At 74.8% G+C, this 23,613-nt stretch carries 27 protein-coding genes; 17 read left to right on the forward strand and 10 right to left on the reverse strand.

Going from position 1 to position 23,613, the window contains the following annotated elements; genetic code table 11:
- Positions 1-126: 126 nt before the first annotated feature.
- The 9 genes from ACI8AX_RS16930 to ACI8AX_RS16970 form a co-directional block, all read right to left on the reverse strand.
- Positions 127-891: a hypothetical protein gene (locus ACI8AX_RS16930; RefSeq protein WP_456551005.1), complete on the reverse strand. Its 765-nt coding sequence runs from the start codon at positions 889-891 to the stop codon at positions 127-129.
- The gene (locus tag ACI8AX_RS16935) at positions 888-1,196 is read right to left on the reverse strand and encodes a hypothetical protein (protein ID WP_456551006.1); all 309 of its coding nucleotides are present in this window, start codon (positions 1,194-1,196) and stop codon (positions 888-890) included. Before ACI8AX_RS16935 ends, ACI8AX_RS16930 begins: the two co-directional genes overlap by 4 nt.
- A gap of 241 nt (positions 1,197-1,437) precedes the next feature.
- Positions 1,438-2,523, reverse strand: coding sequence for a flagellar biosynthesis protein FliA (locus ACI8AX_RS16940; RefSeq protein WP_456551007.1), 1,086 nt, complete (start codon positions 2,521-2,523; stop codon positions 1,438-1,440).
- A gap of 57 nt (positions 2,524-2,580) precedes the next feature.
- The gene (locus ACI8AX_RS16945) at positions 2,581-3,111 is read right to left on the reverse strand and encodes a hypothetical protein (RefSeq protein ID WP_456551008.1); all 531 of its coding nucleotides are present in this window, start codon (positions 3,109-3,111) and stop codon (positions 2,581-2,583) included.
- A gap of 199 nt (positions 3,112-3,310) precedes the next feature.
- Positions 3,311-3,613 carry a carbon storage regulator CsrA gene (gene csrA, locus ACI8AX_RS16950; RefSeq protein ID WP_456551009.1) on the reverse strand — a complete coding sequence of 101 codons (303 nt, stop codon included), beginning with the start codon at positions 3,611-3,613 and terminating at the stop codon, positions 3,311-3,313.
- A 79-nt stretch (positions 3,614-3,692) separates the two neighbouring features.
- The gene (gene fliW, locus ACI8AX_RS16955; protein WP_456551010.1) at positions 3,693-4,097 is read right to left on the reverse strand and encodes a flagellar assembly protein FliW; all 405 of its coding nucleotides are present in this window, start codon (positions 4,095-4,097) and stop codon (positions 3,693-3,695) included.
- On the reverse strand, positions 4,094-5,029 hold the full coding sequence (gene flgL / locus ACI8AX_RS16960; RefSeq protein ID WP_456551011.1) for a flagellar hook-associated protein FlgL: 936 nt from the start codon (positions 5,027-5,029) through the stop codon (positions 4,094-4,096). The genes fliW and flgL overlap by 4 nt, the downstream gene beginning before the upstream one ends.
- A complete protein-coding gene (gene flgK / locus ACI8AX_RS16965; RefSeq protein ID WP_456551012.1) occupies positions 5,029-6,456 on the reverse strand; it encodes a flagellar hook-associated protein FlgK in 1,428 nt (475 codons plus the stop codon). The genes flgL and flgK overlap by 1 nt, the downstream gene beginning before the upstream one ends.
- A 1-nt stretch (position 6,457) precedes the next feature.
- Positions 6,458-6,949, reverse strand: coding sequence for a flagellar protein FlgN (locus tag ACI8AX_RS16970; protein WP_456551013.1), 492 nt, complete (start codon positions 6,947-6,949; stop codon positions 6,458-6,460).
- A 247-nt stretch (positions 6,950-7,196) separates the two neighbouring features.
- On the opposite strand from ACI8AX_RS16970, the gene ACI8AX_RS16975 reads away from it, so the two are divergent.
- On the forward strand, positions 7,197-8,024 hold the full coding sequence (locus ACI8AX_RS16975) for a sigma-70 family RNA polymerase sigma factor (protein WP_456551014.1): 828 nt from the start codon (positions 7,197-7,199) through the stop codon (positions 8,022-8,024).
- Positions 8,025-8,183: 159 nt separating this feature from the next.
- Here ACI8AX_RS16975 and ACI8AX_RS16980 read toward each other — a convergent pair whose 3' ends face one another.
- A complete protein-coding gene (locus ACI8AX_RS16980; protein ID WP_456551015.1) occupies positions 8,184-9,257 on the reverse strand; it encodes a glycosyltransferase family protein in 1,074 nt (357 codons plus the stop codon).
- A gap of 381 nt (positions 9,258-9,638) precedes the next feature.
- Between ACI8AX_RS16980 and ACI8AX_RS16985 the strand changes: the two genes are divergently transcribed.
- From ACI8AX_RS16985 to ACI8AX_RS17060, 16 genes are all read left to right on the forward strand, one after another.
- A complete protein-coding gene (locus tag ACI8AX_RS16985) occupies positions 9,639-10,424 on the forward strand; it encodes a flagellin N-terminal helical domain-containing protein (protein WP_456551016.1) in 786 nt (261 codons plus the stop codon).
- 135 nt (positions 10,425-10,559) lie between these two features.
- Entirely contained in the window at positions 10,560-11,840 is a 1,281-nt protein-coding gene (gene fliD, locus ACI8AX_RS16990) for a flagellar filament capping protein FliD (RefSeq protein ID WP_456551017.1), read from the forward strand.
- Between the two features lie 32 nt (positions 11,841-11,872).
- Positions 11,873-12,259, forward strand: coding sequence for a flagellar export chaperone FliS (fliS, locus tag ACI8AX_RS16995; protein WP_456551018.1), 387 nt, complete (start codon positions 11,873-11,875; stop codon positions 12,257-12,259).
- A complete protein-coding gene (locus ACI8AX_RS17000) occupies positions 12,256-12,600 on the forward strand; it encodes a hypothetical protein (RefSeq protein WP_456551019.1) in 345 nt (114 codons plus the stop codon). The genes fliS and ACI8AX_RS17000 overlap by 4 nt, the downstream gene beginning before the upstream one ends.
- 388 nt (positions 12,601-12,988) lie before the next feature.
- The gene (locus tag ACI8AX_RS17005) at positions 12,989-13,336 is read left to right on the forward strand and encodes a flagellar basal body rod protein FlgB (protein ID WP_456551020.1); all 348 of its coding nucleotides are present in this window, start codon (positions 12,989-12,991) and stop codon (positions 13,334-13,336) included.
- 1 nt (position 13,337) lies between these two features.
- Entirely contained in the window at positions 13,338-13,736 is a 399-nt protein-coding gene (locus ACI8AX_RS17010) for a flagellar basal body rod protein FlgC (protein WP_456551021.1), read from the forward strand.
- Between the two features lie 2 nt (positions 13,737-13,738).
- A complete protein-coding gene (gene fliE, locus ACI8AX_RS17015) occupies positions 13,739-14,062 on the forward strand; it encodes a flagellar hook-basal body complex protein FliE (protein WP_456551022.1) in 324 nt (107 codons plus the stop codon).
- Positions 14,062-15,657, forward strand: coding sequence for a flagellar basal-body MS-ring/collar protein FliF (fliF, locus tag ACI8AX_RS17020; protein ID WP_456551023.1), 1,596 nt, complete (start codon positions 14,062-14,064; stop codon positions 15,655-15,657). Before fliE ends, fliF begins: the two co-directional genes overlap by 1 nt.
- Before the next feature lie 28 nt (positions 15,658-15,685).
- Entirely contained in the window at positions 15,686-16,765 is a 1,080-nt protein-coding gene (gene fliG / locus ACI8AX_RS17025; RefSeq protein ID WP_456551024.1) for a flagellar motor switch protein FliG, read from the forward strand.
- Complete coding sequence (locus tag ACI8AX_RS17030; protein ID WP_456551025.1) at positions 16,749-17,564, forward strand: FliH/SctL family protein; 816 nt, start codon at positions 16,749-16,751, stop codon at positions 17,562-17,564. The genes fliG and ACI8AX_RS17030 overlap by 17 nt, the downstream gene beginning before the upstream one ends.
- Complete coding sequence (locus ACI8AX_RS17035) at positions 17,561-18,916, forward strand: FliI/YscN family ATPase (protein ID WP_456551026.1); 1,356 nt, start codon at positions 17,561-17,563, stop codon at positions 18,914-18,916. Before ACI8AX_RS17030 ends, ACI8AX_RS17035 begins: the two co-directional genes overlap by 4 nt.
- Before the next feature lie 16 nt (positions 18,917-18,932).
- Positions 18,933-19,406: a flagellar export protein FliJ gene (locus ACI8AX_RS17040; RefSeq protein WP_456551027.1), complete on the forward strand. Its 474-nt coding sequence runs from the start codon at positions 18,933-18,935 to the stop codon at positions 19,404-19,406.
- Positions 19,394-20,356 carry a transglycosylase SLT domain-containing protein gene (locus ACI8AX_RS17045; protein WP_456551028.1) on the forward strand — a complete coding sequence of 321 codons (963 nt, stop codon included), beginning with the start codon at positions 19,394-19,396 and terminating at the stop codon, positions 20,354-20,356. Before ACI8AX_RS17040 ends, ACI8AX_RS17045 begins: the two co-directional genes overlap by 13 nt.
- Positions 20,353-21,699, forward strand: coding sequence for a flagellar hook-length control protein FliK (locus tag ACI8AX_RS17050; RefSeq protein ID WP_456551029.1), 1,347 nt, complete (start codon positions 20,353-20,355; stop codon positions 21,697-21,699). The genes ACI8AX_RS17045 and ACI8AX_RS17050 overlap by 4 nt, the downstream gene beginning before the upstream one ends.
- Positions 21,700-21,712: 13 nt before the next feature.
- Positions 21,713-22,135, forward strand: a complete 423-nt coding sequence (locus ACI8AX_RS17055) for a flagellar hook assembly protein FlgD (protein ID WP_456551030.1) — start codon at positions 21,713-21,715, stop codon at positions 22,133-22,135.
- Positions 22,136-22,182: 47 nt separating this feature from the next.
- A complete protein-coding gene (locus tag ACI8AX_RS17060; protein ID WP_456551031.1) occupies positions 22,183-23,445 on the forward strand; it encodes a flagellar hook protein FlgE in 1,263 nt (420 codons plus the stop codon).
- Positions 23,446-23,613: the final 168 nt, after the last annotated feature.

The following is a 23,613-nucleotide window of genomic DNA, read 5'->3' on the forward strand; positions in this document are numbered from 1 at the left end:
CCCCCCCCCCCCCCCCCCCCCCCCCCCCCCCCCCCCCCCCCCCCCCCCCCCCCCCCCCCCCCCCCCCCCCCCCCCCCCCCCCCCCCCCCCCCCCCCCCCCCCCCCCCCCCCCCCCCCCCCCCCCCGCTACAGCCAGGGCAGGGTGGGCAGCGCCGTCCAGGGCAGCCGCACGCAGGGTTCGCCGGTCGACTCGGCCAGGCGGGCCGCGACCCCGGCGGCGGCGCCGGCCACCGGCCGCCCGGGGGTGAGCACCACGTGCATGTCCGGCATCACGAGCCCGGCGGCGGCCACCCGGTCCAGCTCCCGCTCGGGCGCGGCGAACGGCGCCGACGCCAGCATCGGCGCGGCCGCGTGCGACCACAGCGCGACCGGCCCCTCGACGCGCAGCTGCGTCTCGACGGCGGCCGCGCGGGCCAGCGCCGCGGCGCGGACGCGGGAGACGCAGACGGGGTCGACGGCGGACGACGGCGTCCACGGCAGCGCGACCTCGTCCCGGCGGACGACGACCCGCCAGGCCACCGCGGTCCGTCGCGGGTCGCTCCAGTCGAGCACCGCGACCCCGGCCGTCGCCGCGGCGGCGTCGGGCACCGGGCGGTGCGCCACCCAGGAGCTGAGCGCGGCCGCGAGCGCACCCGGCGTCGGCGCGACACCGGCCGCGGTCATGTCCTCCGCCAGGTCGCGCAGCGGGGTGCGCAGGATGCGCTCGTCCTCGCGCAGCACGACGACCGGGCCGTGGGAGCGGTCGTCGGCGAGCACCACGCGCAGCCGCGGGGTGGCCAGCTCCGGCAGCACCTCGCGGGCGACGTCGAGCAGGTCGGCGGGGTCCACCGGGACCGGGCGCAGCCGGGCGAGCAGGCCTGCGGTGGACCGGCCGAAGCGGGGGTCGCTCACCGCGGCGCCCGCACCAGCGCCGTCCGCAGCGCCTCCGGCAGGGCCGGCAGCGCCAGCACGCTCCGCAGCTCCACGTCGGAGAGTCGCACGGGCAGGACGTCGTCGTCCCAGCCGGCGATCCGCCGCACGCGGGCGGCGGGACCGGGCCAGACGGCGTCGCGGGCCATGGCCACGTGCAGCTCGGTGAGGACGTCGGCGAGGTGGATCGCCGCGACGGGGTGGACCTCGTCGGCGGCGAGCCCGGTCCGCACCGCGGCCGCGAGGGCGGCACGCGCGGGCGCGGCCAGCCAGTGCGGCACGAGCACGTCCGGGGTCGGGTCCCCCGCGGCCAGGGCGCTCAGCTCGAGCTCCCCGGAGACGTCCCCGGCGCCACGCGGCGGAGCGGGGAGGCGTTCACGCTGGAGATATCGGCAGTCCGGCGGCCGGTCGGACCCGGTCCCTTGACAAATCTCCACGGACGGTCCCGTTCCGCTGAGGTGCGCGGACCTGCCCGGAGACGCCACCGGCCCCGGTCCGCGAGGGACCGGGGCCGGCGTGGCCGTGCGCTCAGTCGGTGAGCTCGGACAGCTGGGCCTTGAGCGCCCGCTCCACCCGGTCGGCGTGCACGTTCATGTTGCGCACCGAGGTCCCGAGGTCGGCCGACAGCTGGGTCTTGGTGACCCCGCCCCACGTGGTCAGGTACCAGGTGGCCCAGCCCAGCACGTTGGGCTGGCCGGCCCGCTGCTCGCGCCGGGCGGTCGGGTCGGGGGCACAGGCGGCGGTGAGCGCGTGCGACAGCAGGGTCTGCTCGGCCTCGCCCATGATCTCGTCGGGCGCCTCGGAGCTGTCCGGGATCAGGATCTCCGCGGCGTCCGGTGCGCCGTCCAGCGACTGCAGGTTGCGCAGCCCGTTGAGCGTGGCCACGGTCTGGGAGTTGCGGCGCAGCGTCGCGACGCTCTGCCCCATGTAGGCGGCGAGCTCCTTCTCCGACGGACGGCGCTGGTGCTCGGCGACGAAGGCGGCGATCGCCTTCTGCTGCTTGTTCTCGGTGTCGGCGGCGGTGCGGCCGTGCGCGGCCCGGCCGAGGTCGTGCACCCACTTGGACAGCTGGGTGGCGAGGAACGCCCCGAACGGCACGCCCTTGGTCTCGTCGAACTGGCCGACCGCCTTGAGGATCCACTCGTAGACCTGCTGGACCAGGTCGTCGGGGTCGGGCAGGTGCAGCCGGATGGTGCTCATGTTCCGCTGCAGGCGCTTCATGCTGACCGGCCCGTAGTGGCGGCACAGCTCGTCGAGGAAGGCCGGGGGCAGGTCCCGCGGGGCGCGGCGCCGGACGCCGGCCTCGGCCCGCAGCCCCACCGTGGTGATCCCGCGGCCGGCGCACCAGGCCCGGATCCAGTCGGCCAGCACCGGGCCCTGCCCGCACGCGCCGTCGACCCGGTAGAGGCCCTCGCCGTGGTCGAAGCTGACCTCGACGCCGTCGGGCAGGGCCGCCTCGAACTCGTCGAGCGGGAGGTCGCGGTCCACGCGGAAGTGCACGCGGTCGCGGGGGGTGATCGGGACACGGGCGAAGCCCTCGGCCTCGGGGACGCCCCCGAACACGAGGGGCTGGCGGGGGCGGGCATCGACGGCGGGGCCGGGGATGGTGGTCACGGGAGCTCCAGGCGAGGCGGGGAAGAAGGCGTCGCGGCGGGCGGCGGCCCGGGAGGACTAGAGGAGGACGTGCTCGGCGGCCGGGACGGCGCGCGGGGCAGGGACGGCGTCCGTGGCGGGGACGACCGTGGCGACCGGCGCGCCCACACCCAGGCTGGCCATGAGACCGGCCGCGGCGGCGCGCTCGGCCGGGCCGGGCTCGGCCGAGTAGACCGGCATGTGGTCGTAGAGCGTGGTGAACAGGTCGCTCACGAAGGCGTAGGCCGCCTGGGCCTGCGGGGAGAAGCGGGCGACGCCGGCGCGCGGGCCGAGCTCGACGCCGACGGTGACCCGCACGGTGCGCTCGTCCTTGCCCAGCCCGGTCACCGAGACGGCGACGTCGGGGTGGGCGGCGGCCAGCGCGGCGAGGCCGGCGAGGCAACGGCGGGCCGAGCCGCGCCGCGGCCGCAGGGCCACGTGCACCACGACCGTGTCCGCCTCCTCGGCCGCCAGGGCCGGATCGGTCCCGGGCGCCGTGGCGCAACCCGTCGACTCGGTCGACAGGTCGTGGAGCTCGGCCGGGACGGCCGGGTCAGCGCTGCGGTACATGGAATCGCCCCCTCGTCGTGCTTGGGGGCAACTCTGGCGCATGACGACGACGACACCGCGACAACACTCGCTCAGCGGACCGCAGTTGTCTGGCCCACTCTTCGGCACTTCTTGCCCGTGTCGCTGCTCTGTCGCAGCCCGGCCGCCGCTGCTTCGGCAGACTCTGCCGAGCGGCGGACGGCCGGGCCGTGCACTTGCGTCAGGCCGAGGTCGTCCCGGTGGGGGCCGGCGTCGTCCGGGTGGCCGCCGTCGTCCTGGTGGCCTCGTCGGCCGTGCCGGCCGGGGCGAAGGCGGCCAGCGCCCCGAGGGTGTCGGCCGTGACCTGGGCCGCGAGCAGGTTGGCCTCGGCGATCTGCCGGTAGACCTCCTCGCGGTGGATGGTCACCTCGCGCGGCGCCTTGAAGCCGAGGCGGACGGTGCCGCCCCGGACCTCCACGACGTGCACCTCGATGTCGTCGCCGATGCGGATCGTCTCGCCGACGCTGCGGGTCAGGGTGAGCATGTGAACCCCTCCATGGGTCTGTGGTGGCCTCCGTGGCACCCCGCGGGAGCGGGGACGGGCGCGGTGTGCGCCTCCTGGGTTATCGGCGCAGTGGCCGCCGGATGGGATGGGCGGCATCCATCAGGACCACCTGGGTGGCGCGCCAGTTCGCCGGGTTGACCACCACCGGCGCGCGCAGGTTCGCCGTGGCCGCGGCCGGGCCCTCCGCGGGAACCGTCACGAGACAGAACAGCTGCGCGTCGGCGGGGTCGGCCAGGCCGAGGTCCGCGCAGACCGACCGGGGCAGCTCGGGCGCGTAGTCCGGGAAGTACCGGGCCGGGGGGATGGCCAGGAACCGCGGACCGTCGGCGTCGAGCGACTGCAGCCAGAACAGCAGCCCGTCGCCGTCCGCCGTGACGAGCACGTAGTCACGGTGGTCGGGGAAGCCGGGCACCGGCTGCACCATGCCGAGCAGCGGCAGGGTGGCGACGGGGGCGAGCGTCATCGCAGGTAGTCCACGAGCGAGGTCTGGATCGACTGGGCGGTGGCCGACAGCGCCGCCTCGTAGCCGGTCTTCGACAGGTTCAGCTCCATGATCGTCTTCGGCAGGTCGATCTCCTCGACGTCGGCCAGCTGGCTCTTCAGGGTCAGCTGCAGATCGGCGTTGACCTGCCCGGCCCGGTCGAGCCGCGCGGCGCGGCTGCCGATGTCGGCCGCCGCCGTCAGCAGGCGGTTCATCGCGCCGTCGAGGGCGTCGAGGTCGGTCCGCAGGTCCGAGGCGTCGGCGCCGGCGGTCAGCACGTGGTCGGCGATGTCGCCGACGATGGCGAACAGGTCGCGCCCGGTGCGCTGGTCGCCGAAGGCCTCCGGCCCGGTGAGGTCGACGCGGACGACCTCGCTGTCGGAGATGCGGCGGGTCAGCGGCACGGTGAGGTCGGTGACGACCCCGCCGCCGTCGACGGTGGTCCCGCCCACGCCGACGTAGGCCCCGGAGGCGTCGTACGCCTGCGTGCCGGTGGTCGCGCCGCCGAAGACCGGGCGGCCGCTGATGGTCTGGTTGGCCAGCCCCAGGAGGCTCTCGCGCAGCGAGTCGACCTCGGTCTGGATGGCGGCGCGCGCGGCGTCGGACATGGCGCCGGTGTTGAGCCCCTGGACGGTGAGGTCCCGGACCCGGCGCACCTGCGACAGCATCGACTCCAGGGCGCTGTCGGCGGCCTCGAGCCAGCCCTTCCCGTCGGAGATGTTGCGCGCCTGCTGGTCCACGGCGCTGGCGTCCTTGCGGATCTGCATCGCCCGGTTCGTGCCGGTCGGCGAGTCCGAGGGGGAGCTGATGACCTTGCCGGAGGTGAGCTGCTGCTGCAGCTTGGAGATCCGGTCCTGGTTGGCGTAGAGCCCGAGCAGACTCGTCTGCGCGATGGCCCGCTGGGTGACGCGCATCAGCGACCCACCACACCCGTGCCGTTGATGAGGGTGTTGAGCGCCTCGTCGATGGCGGTCACGAGGCGGGCCGCGGCCGCGTAGGCGTGCTGGTAGGACATCATGTTCGTCATCTCCTCGTCGAGGTTGACCCCGGCGCTCCCCTCGCGGGCGGCGTCCACCTGGTCCCGGACCACGGTCTGCACCTCGAGGTTGCGCGTGGCCACCGCCGACCGGAGCCCGAGCCCGACGATGAGCTCGCGGTAGGTGGCGTCCACCCCGGCGGGGTCGAGCGACAGCCTGTACAGCGCGTCGGCGTTGTCGCCGTTCGCGGTCACCCCCCCGCCGGGGGCCGGCCGCGCGGCGGCGACGTCCCGGGGGTCGGTGACCCGGACGGTGAGGCTGGCGGCGGTCACCAGGGCCGGGTCCACCGGGCCGGTGCCCGTCCCGTTGCCGAGCAGCGGCACGCCGCTGTCCCCGTCGAGGTCCAGGCCCGCCGCGTGTGCCCCGTTGAAGGCCGCGGCCAGGTCGCCGGCGAACGTGTCCAGGGCGGTGCGGTAGCTCGGGACGACGGACGTGAGGACGTCGAGCTGCCCCCGCGCGGTGCCGCCGGGCGCCACGGTCGTCCCGCCGGGGACGGTGACCAGACGCGGCGGGTCACCGGCCACGCCGCCGATCCCGGTGGTGCCGGTGAGCTGCAGGGAGATCGCGCTGCGGCCGGCGACCAGCGTGGACCCGCCGACGACGACGTCGACCATGCCGCCGTCCCGCGCGACCGCCGTCGCGCCGACCTGCTCGGCCAGCTTCATGACGAGGGCGTCGCGCTTGTCGGTCAGCTCGTTGACCGAGGCGCCGCTCAGGGTGCCGGACTGGATCTTCGTGTTGAGGTCGGCGATCGACAGCGCGGTGGCGTTCACGTCGGCGACCAGCGCCCCCAGCGCCGTGCGGGTGTCGTCCCACTGCTGGTCGAGGTCGTTCGCGGTCGTCCGGACGCCGGCGGCCAGCGTGCTCAGGCGCTCGATGACCTGGCTGCGCGCCGCGAGGTCCAGCGGGTTCTTGGCGACGTCGCTGAAGCCGCTCCACATCTCGGCGAGCATGCTCTGGATGCCCGTGTCGCCCGGCTCGCGGAAGGCCTGCTCGACCTGCTCCAGGGCCTGGCTCTCCACCGTGAGGCGCGCCGTCGAGGACGTCTCCAGGCGGCCGCGCGCCTCCAGGAAGGCGTCCCGGATGCGGATGACGGTGTTCGAGTCCACGCCGGAGCCGACGCCGTCGCTCACCGACCAGATCGCCGGCAACGTGGCGCCGTTCATCGACGCCTGCTCGACCCGCTGGCGGGAGTAGCCGGCGGTGTTGACGTTCGAGATGTTCTGACCGGTGACGTCCAGTCCGCGCTGGGCCGCCCACAGCGCCGTCGTGGCGCGGGTGAGACCGCCGAAGGTGCTGCTCACGTCAGAGTGCTCCGTCCAGGGTGACCGCCCGGTTGCTGCCGGCGGTGGTACGTCCGGTGGCGCCGTAGGTGCCGGCCGTGGCCGAGGGCGCCCGGACCGACAGCAGCGCCTCGTCCAGGGCGGCGAGGCCGCCCTCGATGAGCTCGCGGTTGGTGTCGGAGAGCGTGCGCAGCTCGGTCACGAGCACCAGCAGCGCCTCGTGGTGCTTGGTGAACAGGTCGTTCCACGGGGCCGGTGCGGCCTCGGCGACCTGGCGCAGGGAGGGGTTGGCGTCCAGACCGAGCCGCACGGCGAGGGACTCGGTGACGGCGGCGCGCTCGACCTCGAGGGTGCGCAGCTGGTCGAGGACGACCTCGATCTCGTGCGCGATGCGGGCCAGCCAGCGGGTCTTGCCGGTGACGATCAGGTACTGCTTCTCCTCGGCCTTGAACAGGAGGAGGTCCAGCAGCTCCTGCTCCCGCCACAGCAACGTCGACAGGTGCTGGTAGTCCACGTCCCACCGCCTCCCTCGTCCGTGCGGGGGCCGGTGCGGCCCCGTCGTCTCGCAGACCAGCCATCGGCACCCGGCGAGGAACCCTCAAGCCGAGGGGCGGACGTTGTCAGATGTTCGCGACCGGACGACGGTGCCGACGGGTGCGTGGCCTGCCGAGAGAAGGGACGTGCGAGCAGCCCGATCCCCGGTGACCGAGCGTCCTGCGGCCGTTCCCCGACCCCGATCGCCGGGTGCGGTGGACGCGCTGGTGACCGAACACCTGCCGTTGTGTTCCTTCGCCGTGAACGCGGTGGCCTCCCGCATCTCACTGCCCTCCCACGTCAGCCGCGAGGACCTGCTGTCCTGCGCGAAGGTGGCGTTGGTCGAGGTCGCGCGCCGGTTCGACCCGGACGCCGGCGCCACCTTCGCCACGTACGCCCTGCCGCGGCTGCAGGGAGCGGTGCTCGACGAGCTGCGCTCGGGTGACTGGGCGAGCCGCTCGGTGCGGGCCGCGGCCCGGCGGACCGACGCGGCCGCCGACGCGCTGACCGTCAGCCTCGGCCGCCCGCCGACCCGCGAGGAGCTCGCGGAGAGCCTCGGGGTGCGGCAGGGCGACCTGGACGCGCTGCAGGTCGACGTCCACCGCGCGGTGATGGTGAGCATCGACGCCGAGGCCGGCTCCGACACCGGCGGCGGCCTCGACCTCCCCGACCCCGGCGAGTCGCCCGAGCGTGCGGTGCTGCGCACCGAGCGGGCGCGGTACCTCCAGCAGGCGATCCGGGAGCTGCCCGACCGCCTCGACGAGGTCATCGACCGCAACTTCTTCGGCGGGGAGTCGCTCACCGAGATCGCGGCCGACCTCGGGGTCACGCTCTCCCGCGTCTCGCAGATGCGCGCCCGCGCCCTCACCCTGCTGCACGCCGCCATGAGCGAGGTGTGGGAGGGACGGGCCGTGCCGGCCGACGGCGGCGTCCGCGCCCGCAACCAGCAGCGCTCCTACGTCGACCGGGTCGCCGGCCGCAACGCGCCTCCCCCGCTGCCCCGGCCCCGCAACCCGTGGGCCGACGTGGCGCAGCGCGCCACCCGTCCGGCCTGACCGCCCGCACGCACGACGACGGCCCGGACCCCGGCAGGGGGTCCGGGCCGTCGTCGTCCCCGGGCCGGTCCCGGGGACGACCGGGGACGACCGGGGACGACCGCCGAGACGCCACCGGCCCGCCCGGAGGACCGGGGCGGGCCGGTGGCGTGCAGCCGGTCAGGCGCCGATGCGGTCCGCCCTGGAGCGGACGTCACGGGCCCGGCGCCAGGCCTCGAGCCACATCGGCGCCGTGTGCTCGGTCAGGTGACCGGCCAGCACCGCCTCCCGGTCCCGCGCGGCCACCTCGCGGCGGTAGTCGGTGTCCTGCAGGGCCCGGCCGACCAGCTGCGCCCAGTCCCGCGGCTTCTTAGCGCGCCGGCCCAGGCCGAGGCGCTCGTACTCCGCGCTGGGCGAGCGGACGGCGTGCACCCCGCGCGCGGAGTACTCCAGCACCTTCAGCCAGCTCTTGCTCGTGTTGAAGCGGTCGATCCGCAGCGGCGCGATGCCGACGTCGAACCGCTCGCCGACCGCGGTCAGGTAGCCGTCGACGTCCTGGATGAACGGCATCTCCTCGGGCGCCTCGGGCAGCCGCAGCCAGTCGCGGACGTCGGAGGCCTGGCCGAGCACGGCGAACCGGCTGCGACCGCGGGTGCGCTCGAGCGCCTGGGCCAGGCCGGACTCCATGACCTGCAGGTCGTACGGGTGCGTGGTGGCCGAGCCGGTCCAGCCGACGGTCAGCACCTCCGGGTCGCGCTCGTAGGCCGGCGGCAGCTCGACGATCCGGCGGGGGATCGCGTTGGGCACCACCATGCCGCGGCCGTGCCGGCCGTACTCCTGCAGCAGGGCCGGCGTCGAGACGGTGAGGAAGTCGGCCTCGGCGGCGCACTGGCGGGCGAGGTCGGCGGCGCCGCTGCGGACGAGCGCGGCGTGCCCCTGGTGGCCGAAGGGGACGGCGGAGAGCAGGTCGTCCATCTCGACGACGACGGCGACGCCCTGGGCCTGCAGCAGCCGCATGCACTGCAGCATCTCGATCGTCTTGGGCAGCTGGAGGACGACGACGTCGGCACCCTGGGCGTCCACGCCGCCGACCGTCAGCCCCTCCTCCCCGGGGCGCTGGACCATCGTCGTCGACAGCCCGCGCACCACCTGCACGTCGACGTCGGGGAACGCCTCGCGCACGGCCCGCGCCGGCTCCTCGACGCGGTGGTACAGCGAACCCAGGAACAGGGTGCGGCTGATCAGGACCTTCATGGGCGTGCGTCCTCACTGCACTCGGCCCGGGCGCGCGGACCCGTCCGGCGGCGGCGCGGGGCGGGACGGCAGCGCTCCGGGCAGTGGAGACCGGGGGCGGTCGGCGCGTGGTCGCGACGGACTCCCCCGCTGTACCCAGCACCCTCGCCGCCGGGCGCCGGTCCCCGCCCCCGGACACGCCGGACCCGGGCGCCGGGGCCCCCACTCGCCACGGCAGTCCCAGCAGCCCCGCACCCCCGGACCGGCCCGCCCGGGTGACATCGCGGAAAAAGTGGGGCGTTCGGGTCAAGGTGCCACCCGGCCCGGCCGAAGTCTCCCCTGCAACGCCCGCCAGCACGGATGCCAGCGGGATCAGGAAGGCCCCGTCCAAGGAGGAACACCATGGGTCTCAGCGTCAACACCAACATCGCGGCGTTCAACGCGTACCGCAACCTGTCGGTCACCGACACCCAGATGGGCAAGTCGCTGGAGAAGCTGTCCAGCGGTTTCCGCATCAACCGCGCCGCCGACGACGCGGCCGGCCTGGCCATCTCCGAGGGCCTGCGCTCGCAGATCGGTGGCCTCAAGGTCGCCGCCCGCAACGCGCAGGACGGCATCTCGGTCGTCCAGACGGCGGAAGGTGCCCTCACCGAGGTCACCTCGATGCTGCAGCGGATGAACGACCTGGCCGTGCAGTACGCGAACGGCACGCAGAACACCGAGTCGAAGGCCGCGATCTCCCAGGAGTTCGAGGCCCTCAAGACCGAGATCGGCCGGATCCAGACCAACACCAAGTTCAACGGTGTGGCCCTGTTCGGCAACTCGTCCACCGCGACCTTCCAGGTCGGCTACGCCTCGGCGGACAAGATCGACGTCGCGCTCAGCGCCAGCACCAGCGTCAGCAGCCTCTCCGCCAGCGGTGGCAGCGACGCCGTCCAGGCCGTCATCACGTCGACCTCGACCGCTCGGGCGAACCTCGGTGCGCTGCAGAACCGCTTCGAGCACACCATCAACAACCTCAACGTCACCATCGAGAACCTGACGGCTGCCGAGTCCCGGATCCGGGACACGGACATGGCCCAGGAGATGACCAACTTCTCCCGGACCCAGATCCTCAGCCAGGCCGGTACCGCGATGCTGGCGCAGGCCAACCAGGCGTCGCAGAACATCCTGCAGCTCCTGCGCTGACCTGAGCAGCACCACCAGTTCCACCCGGTGAGGGGGGTGGCCATCGGCCACCCCCCTCATCGGCGCTCCGCCCCGTAGCACCCGATCCCGAAAGGCCTCCTCGTGGTCAGTGTCAGCACCGGTCTCATCTCGGGCATGGACACCGCAGGCCTGATCGACTCGCTGGTCGCGATCGAGGCCAACTCGCAGACGCTGCTCAAGAACAAGCTCGTCGACACCAAGGCCGACGCGACCGCCTACCGCGCCGTCAACACGAAGTTCGACGCGCTGCGCGCCGCGGCCGAGGCCCTGGGCAAGGCGGCCACGTGGGGCGCGGCGAAGGCGACCAGCAGCTCGGCGGCCGTCGCCGTCACGGCGAGCGCGACCGCCGTCCCGGGGTCCACCACCCTCACCGTCGACTCCCTGGCCGCCCGGCACACCGTCGTCGGCACCGCCGCCTGGACGCCGCCGGCCTCCGATCTCACGGTCACCCTCGCCGACCGGGACGGCGACACCGCTGCGAAGACGGTCACCATCACCGCCGGCTCCTCCCTGAACGACGCGATCGCGACCATCAACGCCGCGGGCGCCGGGATCACCGGCAGCGCGATCGGCGGCCGGTTGCAGCTGTCCGCCGCGGCCGCCGGCGCGGACGGCGCCTTCGACGTGACCGGCCTCGGCGTCGAGGTGCTGACGGCGGGCTCCGACGCCAAGGTCACCGTCAAGGGCACCGGCACCTACAGCTTCTCGGCCACCTCGACCAGCAACACGTTCACCGACCTGCTGCCCGGCGTGACCGTGACGGTCGGCAAGGCCTCGACCGACCCGGTCACCGTCGACGTGGTCAGCGACCCCGACGCCGTCGCGACCGCCGTCCAGACGCTCGTCGACGCCGCCAACGCCGTGCTCAGCTCGATCAAGGGCTACACGGACACGACCACCGGCAGCATCGCCGTCCTCAAGGGCGACAGCACGCTGCGCGGCCTGGCCGGCAAGGTGCTCGAGGCCGTGTCGGACGCGATCGGCGGGACGGCGTCGGCCGCGCAGGCCGGCATCCAGCTCACCCGGTACGGCACCGTCACCTTCGACAAGGCCGCCTTCACCAAGGCCCTGACCGCCGACCCCGCGCTGACCCAGAAGCTGGTGAGCGGCTCGGGCAGCGGGGCGACCGCGGTCGAGGGCGTGGCCCAGCGGCTGCTCGGTGTCGTCAAGGAGGCCAGCGACTCCGTCACCGGCTCGCTCGTCGTCCGGGCCAAGACCCAGGACGCCGCCGCCACCGCGCTGCAGGACCGGATCGACGAGTGGGACCGCCGGCTCGAGCTCCGCCGCGCCGCGCTGACCAAGCAGTTCACCGCCATGGAGACAGCGCTCGGCTCGCTGCAGAACCAGTCGTCGTGGCTGGCCTCGCAGCTGGGCTCGCTCTCGTCGAAGTCCTGACCCCCGAACGCTCCCCCGAACCTGGAGGTCCCATGACTACCGCCGCCCTGCGCGCCCGCTACCTGGGCGACTCGGTCGCCACCGCGTCCCCGCAGCAGCTGCTGGTCATGCTCTACGACCGGCTGGCCCTCGACCTCGAGCGGGCCACGACCGCCCTGACCGAGGGGGACCGGGCCGCCGCGAACGAGCAGCTCAAGCACGCCCAGGACATCGTCTTCGAGCTGCGGGCCAGCCTGCAGGTCGACGTCTGGGAGGGCGGCCCCCGGCTGGCCTCGCTCTACACGTGGCTGCTCAACGAGTTGATGCAGGCCAACACCAAGGGCGACCTGCGGCGCGTCGGCGACTGCCGGCGGGTCGTCGAGCCGCTCCGCGACGCCTGGCGGCAGGCAGCCGCCAGCCTGGCCGCGAGCCCCGCGTGACCGCGCGGCGGGCCGGCGACGACTTGCCGGCCGAGTGGGCGACCGTCCTCGAGGAGATGGAGGGCGAGGTCCTCGCCGCCCAGGAGTCGCTCGACGCCGGGCGGACCGAGGACATCGCCGCCTGGGGCCGGCGCACCGCCGACTGGACGCCGCCGCAGCACCTCGGCCCGCTGCCGATGGACCTGCGCGAACGCGCCGCCCGGCTGCTGCAGCACCAGCTCGCCGTCGCCGAGGAGCTCGCCGAGCGGATCCTGCAGTCGCGCCAGCAGCGCGACCTCGCCGCCCGCATGGCCTACGCGCGCACGCGCCCCGTCGCCGCCTTCGTCGACCGCGCCATGTAGTCCGGCCCCGTCCTCTGGAGGGGGTCCTCACAGCACCCCCCACGACCGGGTCCGCCACACGGCGGGCCCGGTCGTCGGCGTTGCGGGGCGGGCGCGACGGGCAGGGGTGGCGGACGTGGCGCACCAGCGGTCACACCGGCCACCGGTCCCCCGCCGACCTCGTCCGGACCCCGCGTCCCGCCCGTCACCTGCGTGGCGGACGGAGGTCAAGCGGCGGGCGCCGGCTGCCGATGACTGCCCTGCACGGACAGCACCATCTTCGCCACGGATCGGCGGCTCCCACTCGCTCGCGAGTGTCTCTTCGTCGTACCCGGAGGCCCGTCGTGTCCTGCCGTCCTGCCCGCCTGCGCTCCGCTCGTCGGCGCACCGCCCCTGCGCGGGCCGCCCGATGATCGGCGACGTCACGATGACGACGCTGCACGCGGCCCTGTCCGGGCTCGCCCAGCGGCAGCGCGTCACCAACGACAACATCGCGAACATCAACACCCCGGGCTACCTCGCCGGCGTCACCGACTTCGAGTCGACGCTGCGCAGCGAGCTGGCGCACGGCAAGACGCCGAGCGTGACCGGCGGTTCGGTCTCCCGGTCGCTGGAGCCGACCAACACCAACGGCAACAACGTGAACCTCGACGCCCAGACCGTGACCGCCACCGAGACCGGGCTGCGCTACCAGCTGGCCCTCAACGCGCTCGACGGCAAGTACGGCCTGCTGCGCTCGGCCCTGAGGACGCAGTGACGTGTTCGACGCCCTGAACATCTCCGGCACCGGTCTCTACGCGCACCGCAAGTGGCTGGACGCCGTCTCGGACAACATCGCGAACATCAACAACGTCAGCTCCACCGACGGCGAGGCGTTCAAGGAGCGCTTCGTCGTCGCCCAGGCCGTGGACTACGGCAGCGGCGAGGGCGGCGTCCGGGTCGCCGGGGCGGAGTTCGGCAGCGGCGAGGGCCGGCTGGTCCACGAGCCGGACCACCCGCTGGCCGACGCGGACGGCTACGTCCGCTACCCGGACATCGACCTCGCCGACCAGATGACCCAGTTGATCATGGCGCAGCGCGGCTACCAGGCCAACCTCTCGTCGATCGAGCGGGCCACCGACGCCTACCGGGCCGCCCTCAACCTCGGGAAGAACTGACCATGACCTCGCCCATCGGCGGCATCTCGATCCCGTCCTTCCCCACGATCTCCTCGATCGGCCAGACCCAGGCCGTCTCCGAGCCCCCGGCGGTCCCGGCCACCGAGAACGGCTTCGCCGACGTGCTCACCGGGGCCATCGAGGACGTGCAGGGCGCGCAGTCCTCCGCCGACGCCCTCGCCGTCCAGGCCGCCACCGGCGACCTCAAGGACGTGCACGACTACATGATCGCCGCCCAGGAGGCGGCGCTCACCACCGAGATGTTCGTGACGCTCAAGAACAAGGCCGTCGAGGCCTTCACTGAGATCATGAGGATGCCCATCTGATGCCCGCTGCACTCGCCGGCCCCCTGGGGCGGCTGCGCTCCGCGCTCGAGACGATCAGTCTCGGGCAGAAGGTCGTCATCGGCCTGCTCGTCGTCGGGCTCGGGCTCGGCGGGTTCTTCTTCTACAACTGGATCACGACGCCGACCATGGCGCCGCTGTTCAGCAACCTGGCCTCCAGCGACGCCTCGGCGATCGTCGACGAGCTCAACGCCAGCGGCGTCTCCTACGAGCTCGCCGACGGCGGCGGCACGATCCTGGTCCCCAACGAGCAGGTCTACGACCTGCGCCTGGCGATGAGCGGCAAGGGCCTGCCGGCCGGCTCGGACACCGGGTACGCGCTGCTGGACGAGCAGGGCATCACCACCAGCGAGTTCCAGCAGCAGAAGCAGTACCAGCGGGCCATCGAGGGCGAGCTGGCCAACACCCTCGAGTCGCTCGAGGGCGTGCGGCAGGCCGTCGTGCACGTGGCGCTGCCCGAGGACGAGGTCTTCGCGACCGACGAGGCCGACCCGACCGCGTCGGTGCTGCTGGACCTCGCGCCGGGCACCCAGCTGTCGGGCGAGCAGATCCAGTCGGTGACCAACCTGGTGTCCTCCAGCATCGAGGGGATGACCCCGGAGCAGGTCACCGTCAGCGACACCTCCGGGCAGCTGCTGTCGGCCGCCGGGCAGGGCGTCACCTCCGCCGCCGGCGACGCGCGCTCGCAGATGGAGACCGACTACGAGAACCGCCTGGCGGCCAACGCACAGTCGATCCTCGACCGCGTGCTCGGCCCCGGCCGCTCCGAGGTCTCGGTGCGCGCCGACCTGGACATGAACCAGAGCGAGAGCACCTCGACCACCTACCAGGACAACGGCGCCCGGCCGCTGTCGGAGCAGACCGCCAGCGAGGAGTACACCGGCAGCGGCGCCGCGGTCGGCGGCGTCCTCGGCCCGGAGAACACCGCGGACGCCGGCACCACCGGCGGGGACTCCACCTACACCACGGAGTCGTCGACGGCGAACAACGCCGTCGACCAGACCGTCACCAACACCGTGACCGCACCGGGGCAGGTCAACCGGCTGACGGTGGCCGTCGTCCTCGACGACACCGTGGCCGGCAACCTCAACCAGGCGCAGGTGCAGGACCTGATCGGCAACGCGATCGGCCTGGACCCCGAGCGCGGTGACGACATCTCCGTCGCCTCCCTCGCCTTCAACGACGACGCCGCCGAGCAGGCGGCCGCGGAGATGGCGGCGGCCCGCGAGGCCGAGCAGCAGGCCCAGATGTGGTCGCTGATCAAGACCGGCGCCATCGGCCTGGGCATCGCCCTGCTCGTCCTGGTCGTGTGGCTGCGCAGCCGCCGGCGCGGCGAGGACGAGGACGAGCCGCTCGAGTTCGACGACGACGTCATGGCCGAGCTGGAGCGGCTGCGGGTGGCCAGCACCCGCGACGAGACGGTGCTGCTCGAGCGGACCGTCGACAACCGGGCCCTGGAACTCGAGGCCGCCGAGCGGGCCCGGGTCCGCGGCGAGATCTCCACGATGGTCAGCGAGCGGCCCGACGAGGTCGCCCAGATGCTGCGCGGCTGGCTGAGCGAGAGCGGCACCAAGTGACGACCACCCCGACCGAGAGGGTCCGACCGTGAGCATCGCGAGTGTCGAGCAGCTCGTCGGCGCCGCGCCGACCAACCTGCCCGCGCTGCCCCCCGCCCCCAAGCGCCCGGAGATGCCCGGGCTGCGCAAGGCCGCCGTCTTCCTCGCCCAGATGACCAAGGACGAGGCCGGCGTCCTGCTCGCCAAGCTGCGGCCGCGCGAGGTCGAGGCGCTGACGCGCGAGCTGATGAAGCTCAACACCGTGGAGCCCGACGACGTCGACGGCGTCCTCACCGAGTTCCACGAGATGATGTCGGCGCAGCGCTACGTGGGCCGCGGCGGCGTCGACTTCGCCCGCGAGATCCTGGCCGCGGGCCTCGGCGAGGACAAGGCCGAGGGCATCCTCGCCCGGCTCAACGTCGTCTACACCGAGGTGCCGTTCGCCTCGCTGCGCAACGTCGACGTCCGCCAGCTGGTCACCTTCCTCAAGGACGAGCACCCCCAGGTCATCGCCCTGGTGCTCGCCCACCTGACGCCCGCGCAGTCGGCCGAGGTCCTGTCGGCGTTCACGCCCGAGCAGCAGGCCGAGGTCGCCCACCGGATCGCCACGATGGACCGCACCACCCCCGAGATGGTGCGGCTGGTCGAGGAGGAGCTGGGCCGGCGGATGGGCTCGCTGCTGGCGCACCAGGACATGTCCACGGTGGGCGGCGTCGAGACCCTGGTCGAGATCATCAACCGCTCGCCGCGGCCCACCGAGCGCTCCATCCTGGAGTGGCTGGACAACACCGACCCGGAGCTGGCCGAGCAGGTCCGCGCGCAGATGTTCGTGTTCGAGGACATCGTCACCATCGACGACCGCTCGCTGCAGCTGGTGCTGCGCGAGGTCGAGGCCAACGACCTGGCCACCGCCCTCAAGGGCGTGCGGCCCGACGTCCGCGACAAGGTCGTCCGGAACCTCTCCGAGCGCGCCGCCGAGAACCTCGCCGAGGAGATCGAGCTGCTCGGCCCGGTCCGGACCCGGACGGTCGAGGAGGCCCAGGGCAAGGTCGTCGGCGTCATCCGCACGCTCGAGGAGCAGGGTGTGCTGACGATCAACCGCGGTGGCGACGATGACTTCGTCGCCTGACGACGGCCGGACGTCGGTCCTGCTGAGGGGGGCGTCGGCCCGCGCGGCCACGCCCTACCGGCAGGCCGCCGGTGTGCCGCTGGCGCCGCCGGTGCAGCAGCAGGTCCCCGCGCCCCGGCCGGAGCCGGTGCCGGAGCCGGTGCCGTCGCCGGAGGTCGTGGAGCGGCGGACGACGGTGCGCCGCGCCGCCGACCTGCCGGTGCCCAACGGCCGCGGCGTGCTGCGCCTCGGCGACGTCTACGCCGAGGAGCTGGCCCGGCTGCGCGAGCACGCCCGCCGGGAGGGGTTCGCCGCCGGTCACGCCGAGGGCGTCGCCGCCGCGGCCGGCGCCATGGCCGAGGCCGAGCAGGCCGCCCAGGCCCGGCTCGCCGACTCCCAGGCCCGGTGGGAGCGCCGGCTGGTGTCGGCGACCGCCGCTCTCGGCGCCGCTGCCACCCAGTTGGAGCAGGCCGCCGTGCCCGCCGCCGAGGAGCTGCGCGACCAGGTGCTCGACGCGGTGCTGGTCCTGGTCGAGGACCTGCTCGGGCGGGAGCTCGCGACGGTCGACTCCGCCGGGGTGGACGCCCTGCGCCGGGCGATGACGCTGCTGCCCGCCGACGCCCCGAGCGTGGTGCGGCTGCACCCCGACGACCTGGCCGAGGTGCCCGCCGAGGCGCTGGCCGCCCTCCCCGCGTCGGTGACCGTGGTCGGGGACCTGTCCGTCGAGCGCGCCGGTGCGATCGGCGAGTGCGGCGTGCAGCGGGTCGACGCCCAGCTGGGCAGCGCCCTGGCCCGGGTCCGGGCGGTGCTGCGCTCATGAGCACCCTGATGGCCCCGTCGCAGGGGCCCGCCGCGAGCTGGCGAGCGGTGGGGGGCGACGGGGTCCTTTCTCGCGCCCGGCTCGCGGCCCGGCCGGAGCTCACCGGTTCCGTCGTCGGCGCCATGGGGCTCACCCTCAGCGTCGAGGGCGTGCCGGCGGCCGTCGGCGACCTCGTCGAGGTGAACCCCGGCCCGCGCGGCCTGCTGGCCGAGGTGGTGGCGGTCGCCCGCGACCGGCTGACCTGCATGCCGCTCGGTGAGCTGTCGGGCGTGCAGTCCGGCGCGCCGGTGCGCAGCACCGGCATGCCGCTGCAGGTGCCGGTGGGCCCGGCCCTGCTCGGCCGCGTGCTCGACGGCCTGGGGCGGCCCATCGACGGCGGTCCCTCGCTGGGCGGCGGCGTGCACTGGGTCGACCTGGCCAGCGAGACCCCGCACGCGCTCGCGCGGCGCCGGGTCGAGCAGCCCCTGCCGGTCGGGGTGCGCGCCCTCGACACCCTCGTGCCCATCGGCAAGGGCCAGCGGCTGGGCATCTTCGCCGGCTCCGGCGTGGGCAAGTCGACGCTGCTGGCGCAGATCACCCGCGGCACCGAGGCCGACGTCCGGGTGATCGCGCTGATCGGCGAGCGCGGCCGCGAGGTCAAGGAGTTCCTCGAGGAGAACCTCGGCGCCGAGGGGCTGGCGCGCACCGTCGTCGTCGTCGCCACCTCCGACGAGCCGCCGCTGGTGCGGCTCAAGGCCGCCTTCGTCGCCACCCGCATCGCCGAGGGCTTCCGGGACCAGGGCCGCGACGTGCTGCTGCTCATGGACTCCATCACCCGCACCGCGATGGCCCAGCGGGAGGTCGGCCTGTCCGCCGGGGAGCCGCCGGCCACCCGCGGCTACCCGCCGAGCGTCTTCGCGATGATGCCCAAGCTGCTGGAGAAGGCCGGCACCGGCGCGACCGGGTCGATCACCGGCCTCTACACCGTGCTGGTGGAGGGCGACGACCACAACGAGCCGATCGCCGACACCGCCCGCTCCATCCTCGACGGCCACGTCGTGCTGACCCGCAAGCTGGCGACCACCGGCCACTTCCCGGCCATCGACGTGCTCGAGTCCATCTCCCGCGTGGCCGGCGCGGTGGTGCCCGCGGCCCGGATGGCCGACGCCCGCGAGGCCCGGCGGCTGCTCGGGGCGCTGCGCGACGTCAAGGAGCTCGTCGAGATCGGCGCCTACCAGGCCGGCAGCGACCCGCTGGTCGACCGGGCCCGCGCGCTGTCCCCCGCGCTCGACGCCTTCCTCCGCCAGTCGATGGACGACACGACGAGCACCGCCGAGGCCTGGGACCGGCTGCGCCGCATCGTGACGTCCTGATGCGGCGGGTGCGCTGATGGGCAAGCGGCAGGCCTTCCGCCTGGCGCCGGTGCTGCGCGTGCGGGACGCGGCGGAGAAGGCCGCCTCGCGCGCCTACGCCGACGCCGAGTCGGCGGCGCGCGCGGCGGAGCGCCGCGCGGAGGAACTGGCCGGCGCGCTGCCCGCCCGCGCCGTCACCGGCACGCACACCCGGGACGGCTTCCTCGCCGCGATGGTCGCATCGCGGGCCGCGGCTGCCGATGTAGCAGCTGCACGGTCGACGGCACAGGCGTCGGCCGAGCACGCGGAGCTCCTGCGCGCCCGGTGGACCGCCGCCGCGCAGGAGACCAAGGCGCTGGAGAAGCTGCGCGACCGGCACGAGCTGGCCCTGCGGCACGCCGAGGACGCCGCCGAGACCCGGGCCGTCGACGACCTGGTCACCGGCCGGTGGTCCGCCCGGACCGAGCCGGGACGACCGGAGCACAGGGAGGAGGAGACGTGGAGGGGCTGACCGCGGTCCAGGGCCGCATCGCCGCGATCCAGAACCGGATCCTCATGCTGTCGGCCAACCAGGTGTCCCCGACCTCCGCCGCCTGGTCGAGCGCGGCCGCCGCCGCCGGCCTGACCGGCACCTCGGCGAGCGCCGCGGCCGGGAGCGGCACCGGCACCGCCGGCGCCTCCGTGGTGGAGGCGGCGCGGCGCTACCTCGGCGTCCCGTACGCCTGGGGCGGTACCGACCCGGCGTCGGGCCTGGACTGCTCGGGGCTCGTGCAGCGGGTGTACGAGGACCTGGGCATCGACCTGCCGCGCACCTCCGCCCAGCAGGCCACCGCCGGCACGCCCGTGGCGAGCCTGGCCGAGGCCCGCCCCGGTGACCTGGTCTTCTTCGACCACTCCTCGTCGCGGTCCGGCATCGACCACGTCGGCATCTACATCGGTGACGGCAAGATGATCGCCGCGCCGCAGGCCGGCGACGTCGTCAGGGTCCAGGACGTCGGCAACCCGGCGCTCATCCGCCGCGTGCTGCCCGACACCCCCGCCGCGGCGCCGGTCGCCACGGCGACCTCCGGCGGCGGCCTGGGCGGCGTCCCCTACTCCGACCTGTTCACCGCGGCCGGCGCCCGGCACGGCGTCGACCCCGCGCTGCTCGCCGCGGTGGCCAGGACCGAGTCGGGCTTCGACCCCTCGGCGGTCTCCGCGGCCGGCGCGACGGGCCTCATGCAGTTCATGCCCGCGACCGCCCGCGGTCTCGGGGTCGACCCGAGCGACCCGGCGTCGGCGATCGACGGCGCCGCCCGCTACCTGCGGCAGCTGACCGACCAGTTCGGCTCGACCAGCCTGGCCCTGGCCGCCTACAACGCCGGCCCGGGCACCGTGTCCCGCTACGGCGGCATCCCCCCGTACGGGGAGACCCAGTCCTACGTGTCGAAGGTCCTCAGGGCCGCGGAGACCTACTCATGACAGCACCCGCCCTCCCCTCGCTGCTGCCGGCCGCGCCGAGCCTGCCCCCGCAGGCCGCGGCGCTGCGCCACTCGCCGCGCTTCGCCTCCGCGCTGGACGACGCGCTCGGCAGCGACCGCGGCCGCCCCGAGGCCGGCCCCGACGCGACGGCTCCGGAGGACGACGCCCCGGCAGCCCCCGTGGCCGATGCGGACGCCGCCCCCGAGGAGGAGGCGGAGGCGGGGCCGGCCGGCCCGCAGGTGCTCGACCCGGCTGCCTTCGCCTTCGCCCTCGCCGTCGTCGTCCCGGCCGGCGCACCCACCCCGGCTCCGCCGGCGGGCGCCACCGCCGTCCCGGCGACCGGCCCGGTCGCGCCGGCGCCCGCCACCGCGGCACAGGGCGTGCCCGCGCCGGTGCCCGGCACGACGCCGGCCGCCGTCCCGGCGGGTGTGCCGGCCGGCCTCCCCGCGGCCCCGACCGCCACGGGCCTGCCGACCGCCCCGGCCGCCGCGACGCCGCCGGCGGCCCCGGCCGCGACGTCCGTCCCCGCGGCTCCTGCCCCGGCGGACGCTCCGGTCCCGGCTCCTGCCGCCGCGGTCCCTGCCACGGTCCTCCCGTCGGTCGCCGGCGCCGCGTCGGGTCTCCCGGCCGGCGTCGTCGTCGTGCCCGCTCCCCCGGCGGACACCGCGACGCCGACCGCACAGCCGGCCGACCAGGCCGCCGCACCGGCCGCGCCGGCCGTCGCCGGGCTCCCCGTCCCGGCCGCCGCCGCCGCCGGGCAGGAGCACGCCGCCACCGGGCAGGGTGCCGGCGGGGAGACCCCCGCGCCCCCGGTGACGCCGGCCGCCGCCCCGGCGGCTCCGGTGACGTCCGCGCCGGCGCCGGCGGGCGCTGCCGCCCAGACCCCGGCGCCGCCGCCACCGCCCGTCGCCCCGCAGGTCGCCCCGGTCGTGGCCCAGCTGGCCAGCCGCCCCGACGGCACGCACACGATGACGATGGTGCTGACGCCGGAGTCGCTGGGCACCGTCGAGGTCCGGGTGACCGTCCACAACGGAACCGTCGACCTGACCCTGCGGCACGCCTCCGAGGCCGGCCGCGCGGCCCTGCTGGACGCGCTGCCCGACCTGCGCCGCGACCTCGAGGCCTCCGGGCTGACCTGCTCGAAGCTGGACGTGAGCCGCGACGGCGGCGACCCCTGGACCGCCGCGCAGCACCAGCAGCAGCGGGAGGCCCGCGAGCGGGCCGCCGCCCGCGGCGACGGGGAGGGCAACGGCCGCCCGTGGACCCGCGAGACCGACGCCGACACCGGCCGCCTGGCCCGTCCCGCCCACCCCATGTCGTCCGGACTCGACGTCCGGGTCTGAGAGAGGACCTGCGATGACCACCCCCGTGAGCGGCGCGACCACGGTGCCGCCCGTCGTCCCCACCACCTCGGTGGAGCGGCCCGACCAGATGGGCAAGGACATGTTCCTGCAGCTCCTGGTCGCCCAGATGCGCTACCAGGACCCCAACAACCCGGCCTCCACGACCGAGTTCATGTCGCAGACGGCGACGTTCAGCCAGGTCGAGAAGCTGGAGGAGCTGTCGGAGCAGAACGCGTCGCTGCTCACCCTGCAGAAGTCGCTGTCGGCCGGGGCGCTCGTCGGCCACGCCGTCGCCTGGACCGACGAGAACGGCGTCACCCGCACCGGGACGGTGAGCTCCGTCCGCTTCGGGGCCGACGAGCCGGTCGCCGTCGTGGGGGGCCGCGAGGTGCCCTTCACCCGCCTGACCGAGGTCTCGCTCCCCGCGTCGTCGTAAGCCCTCCCCTCCGAAGTCCCCCACCCCATCCCCCGAAGGGACCCCCCGTGCTCCGCTCCATGTTCTCGGCCATCTCCGGCCTGAAGGCCCACCAGACCAAGCTCGACGTCACCGGCAACAACATCGCCAACGTCAACACGGTCGGCTACAAGAGCCAGTCCGCCGTGTTCGAGGCGGCCCTGTCCCAGACGCTGCGCGCCGGCGGCGCGCCCGTCGACGGCAACGGCGGCAGCAACCCCGCGCAGGTCGGCCTGGGCGTCAAGGTCGCCGGCATCAGCACGAACTGGGCGCAGGGCGCCACGCAGACCACCGGCCGCGCCACCGACTTCATGATCGAGGGCGACGGCTTCTTCGTGGTGCGGTCGGGCACCGAGCAGCTGTTCACCCGCTCGGGCTCGTTCGGCTTCGACCTGGCCGGCAACATCATCACCGACAGCGGCGCCATCCTGCAGGGCTGGACGGCCGACGCCGACGGCAACATCGACCAGAACGGTGCGATCGCCAACCTCACGATCCCGTTCGGCCGCGGCGTCGCCCCGAAGATGACCGGTGGCGCGGGCGAGATCGGTGGCACCGTGGCGGGCAACCTCTCCGCCGCCGCCGCCGTGGGCACGCAGGTCGAGACCCAGGTGACCATGTACGACGACCTGGGTCAGGAGATCCCCGTCTCCTACGTCTTCACGCGGACGGCGGGCGGCTGGTCGGCCGACGTCACCCGGCCCGGCACCCCGGTGCCCCCGGCCACCACCGCGCCGCCGGTGAGCCTGCTGGCCGCGCCCGTGGCGCTGACCTTCGACGGCAGCGGCAACCTCACCGCACCGGCGGCGGGCACGTTCGACCTGACCGCGCTGCCCGCGGGCTGGACCGGCCCGGTGACGATCGACATCACCGGCGTCACCCAGTACGGCAGCCCGACCACGGCCTCGGCGACCAACCAGAACGGCTACGGCGCCGGTGTGCTCGAGACCTTCAGCCTCGGCAACGACGGCACGGTCAGCGGGGTCTTCTCCAACGGCGAGATCGTGACCCTGGGCCGCATCGCGCTGGCCACCTTCGCCAACCCCGGCGGCCTGGAGAAGGCCGGCAGCAGCACCTACCGGCCCGGCAACAACTCCGGTCTGGCGCTGATCGGCACGCCGGGCACCGGCGGCCGGGGCTCCCTGCTGGCCGGCGCGCTGGAGATGTCCAACGTCGACCTGGCCGAGGAGTTCACCGGGCTGATCGTGGCCCAGCGCGGGTTCCAGGCCAACAGCCGGGTCATCACCAGCTCCGACGAGGTGCTGCAGGACCTCGTCAACATGAAGCGATAAGCCGTCGCACCGCGGCCCGGCTCCCCGTCGGGGGGCCGGGCCGCGGCGTGCGTGCCGTCGGACCCCCGGGCCGGCCCCGCTCGGGGCGGCCACGCCGGGGGGCCCGGCTCGAGAGCCTCCCCACCTGGGCCGACGGCCGGCGCGACCACCACCGACGGTGCGCCGGGG

Source organism: Blastococcus sp. SYSU D00813 (assembly GCF_054050735.1).

Excerpts from the sequence above, each read along its gene's own strand:
- ACI8AX_RS16945 (WP_456551008.1), bottom strand. The coding sequence starts at position 3,111 with ATGTACCGCAGCGCTGACCCGGCCGTCCCGGCCGAGCTCCACGACCTG.
- csrA (WP_456551009.1), bottom strand. The coding sequence starts at position 3,613 with ATGCTCACCCTGACCCGCAGCGTCGGCGAGACGATCCGCATCGGCGAC.
- fliW (WP_456551010.1), bottom strand. The coding sequence starts at position 4,097 with ATGACGCTCGCCCCCGTCGCCACCCTGCCGCTGCTCGGCATGGTGCAG.
- flgL (WP_456551011.1), bottom strand. The coding sequence starts at position 5,029 with ATGCGCGTCACCCAGCGGGCCATCGCGCAGACGAGTCTGCTCGGGCTC.
- ACI8AX_RS16980 (WP_456551015.1), bottom strand. The coding sequence starts at position 9,257 with ATGAAGGTCCTGATCAGCCGCACCCTGTTCCTGGGTTCGCTGTACCAC.
- ACI8AX_RS16985 (WP_456551016.1), top strand. The coding sequence starts at position 9,639 with ATGGGTCTCAGCGTCAACACCAACATCGCGGCGTTCAACGCGTACCGC.
- fliD (WP_456551017.1), top strand. The coding sequence starts at position 10,560 with ATGGACACCGCAGGCCTGATCGACTCGCTGGTCGCGATCGAGGCCAAC.
- fliS (WP_456551018.1), top strand. The coding sequence starts at position 11,873 with ATGACTACCGCCGCCCTGCGCGCCCGCTACCTGGGCGACTCGGTCGCC.
- ACI8AX_RS17005 (WP_456551020.1), top strand. The coding sequence starts at position 12,989 with ATGATCGGCGACGTCACGATGACGACGCTGCACGCGGCCCTGTCCGGG.
- fliE (WP_456551022.1), top strand. The coding sequence starts at position 13,739 with ATGACCTCGCCCATCGGCGGCATCTCGATCCCGTCCTTCCCCACGATC.
- fliF (WP_456551023.1), top strand. The coding sequence starts at position 14,062 with ATGCCCGCTGCACTCGCCGGCCCCCTGGGGCGGCTGCGCTCCGCGCTC.
- ACI8AX_RS17030 (WP_456551025.1), top strand. The coding sequence starts at position 16,749 with ATGACTTCGTCGCCTGACGACGGCCGGACGTCGGTCCTGCTGAGGGGG.
- ACI8AX_RS17035 (WP_456551026.1), top strand. The coding sequence starts at position 17,561 with ATGAGCACCCTGATGGCCCCGTCGCAGGGGCCCGCCGCGAGCTGGCGA.
- ACI8AX_RS17040 (WP_456551027.1), top strand. The coding sequence starts at position 18,933 with ATGGGCAAGCGGCAGGCCTTCCGCCTGGCGCCGGTGCTGCGCGTGCGG.
- ACI8AX_RS17050 (WP_456551029.1), top strand. The coding sequence starts at position 20,353 with ATGACAGCACCCGCCCTCCCCTCGCTGCTGCCGGCCGCGCCGAGCCTG.
- ACI8AX_RS17055 (WP_456551030.1), top strand. The coding sequence starts at position 21,713 with ATGACCACCCCCGTGAGCGGCGCGACCACGGTGCCGCCCGTCGTCCCC.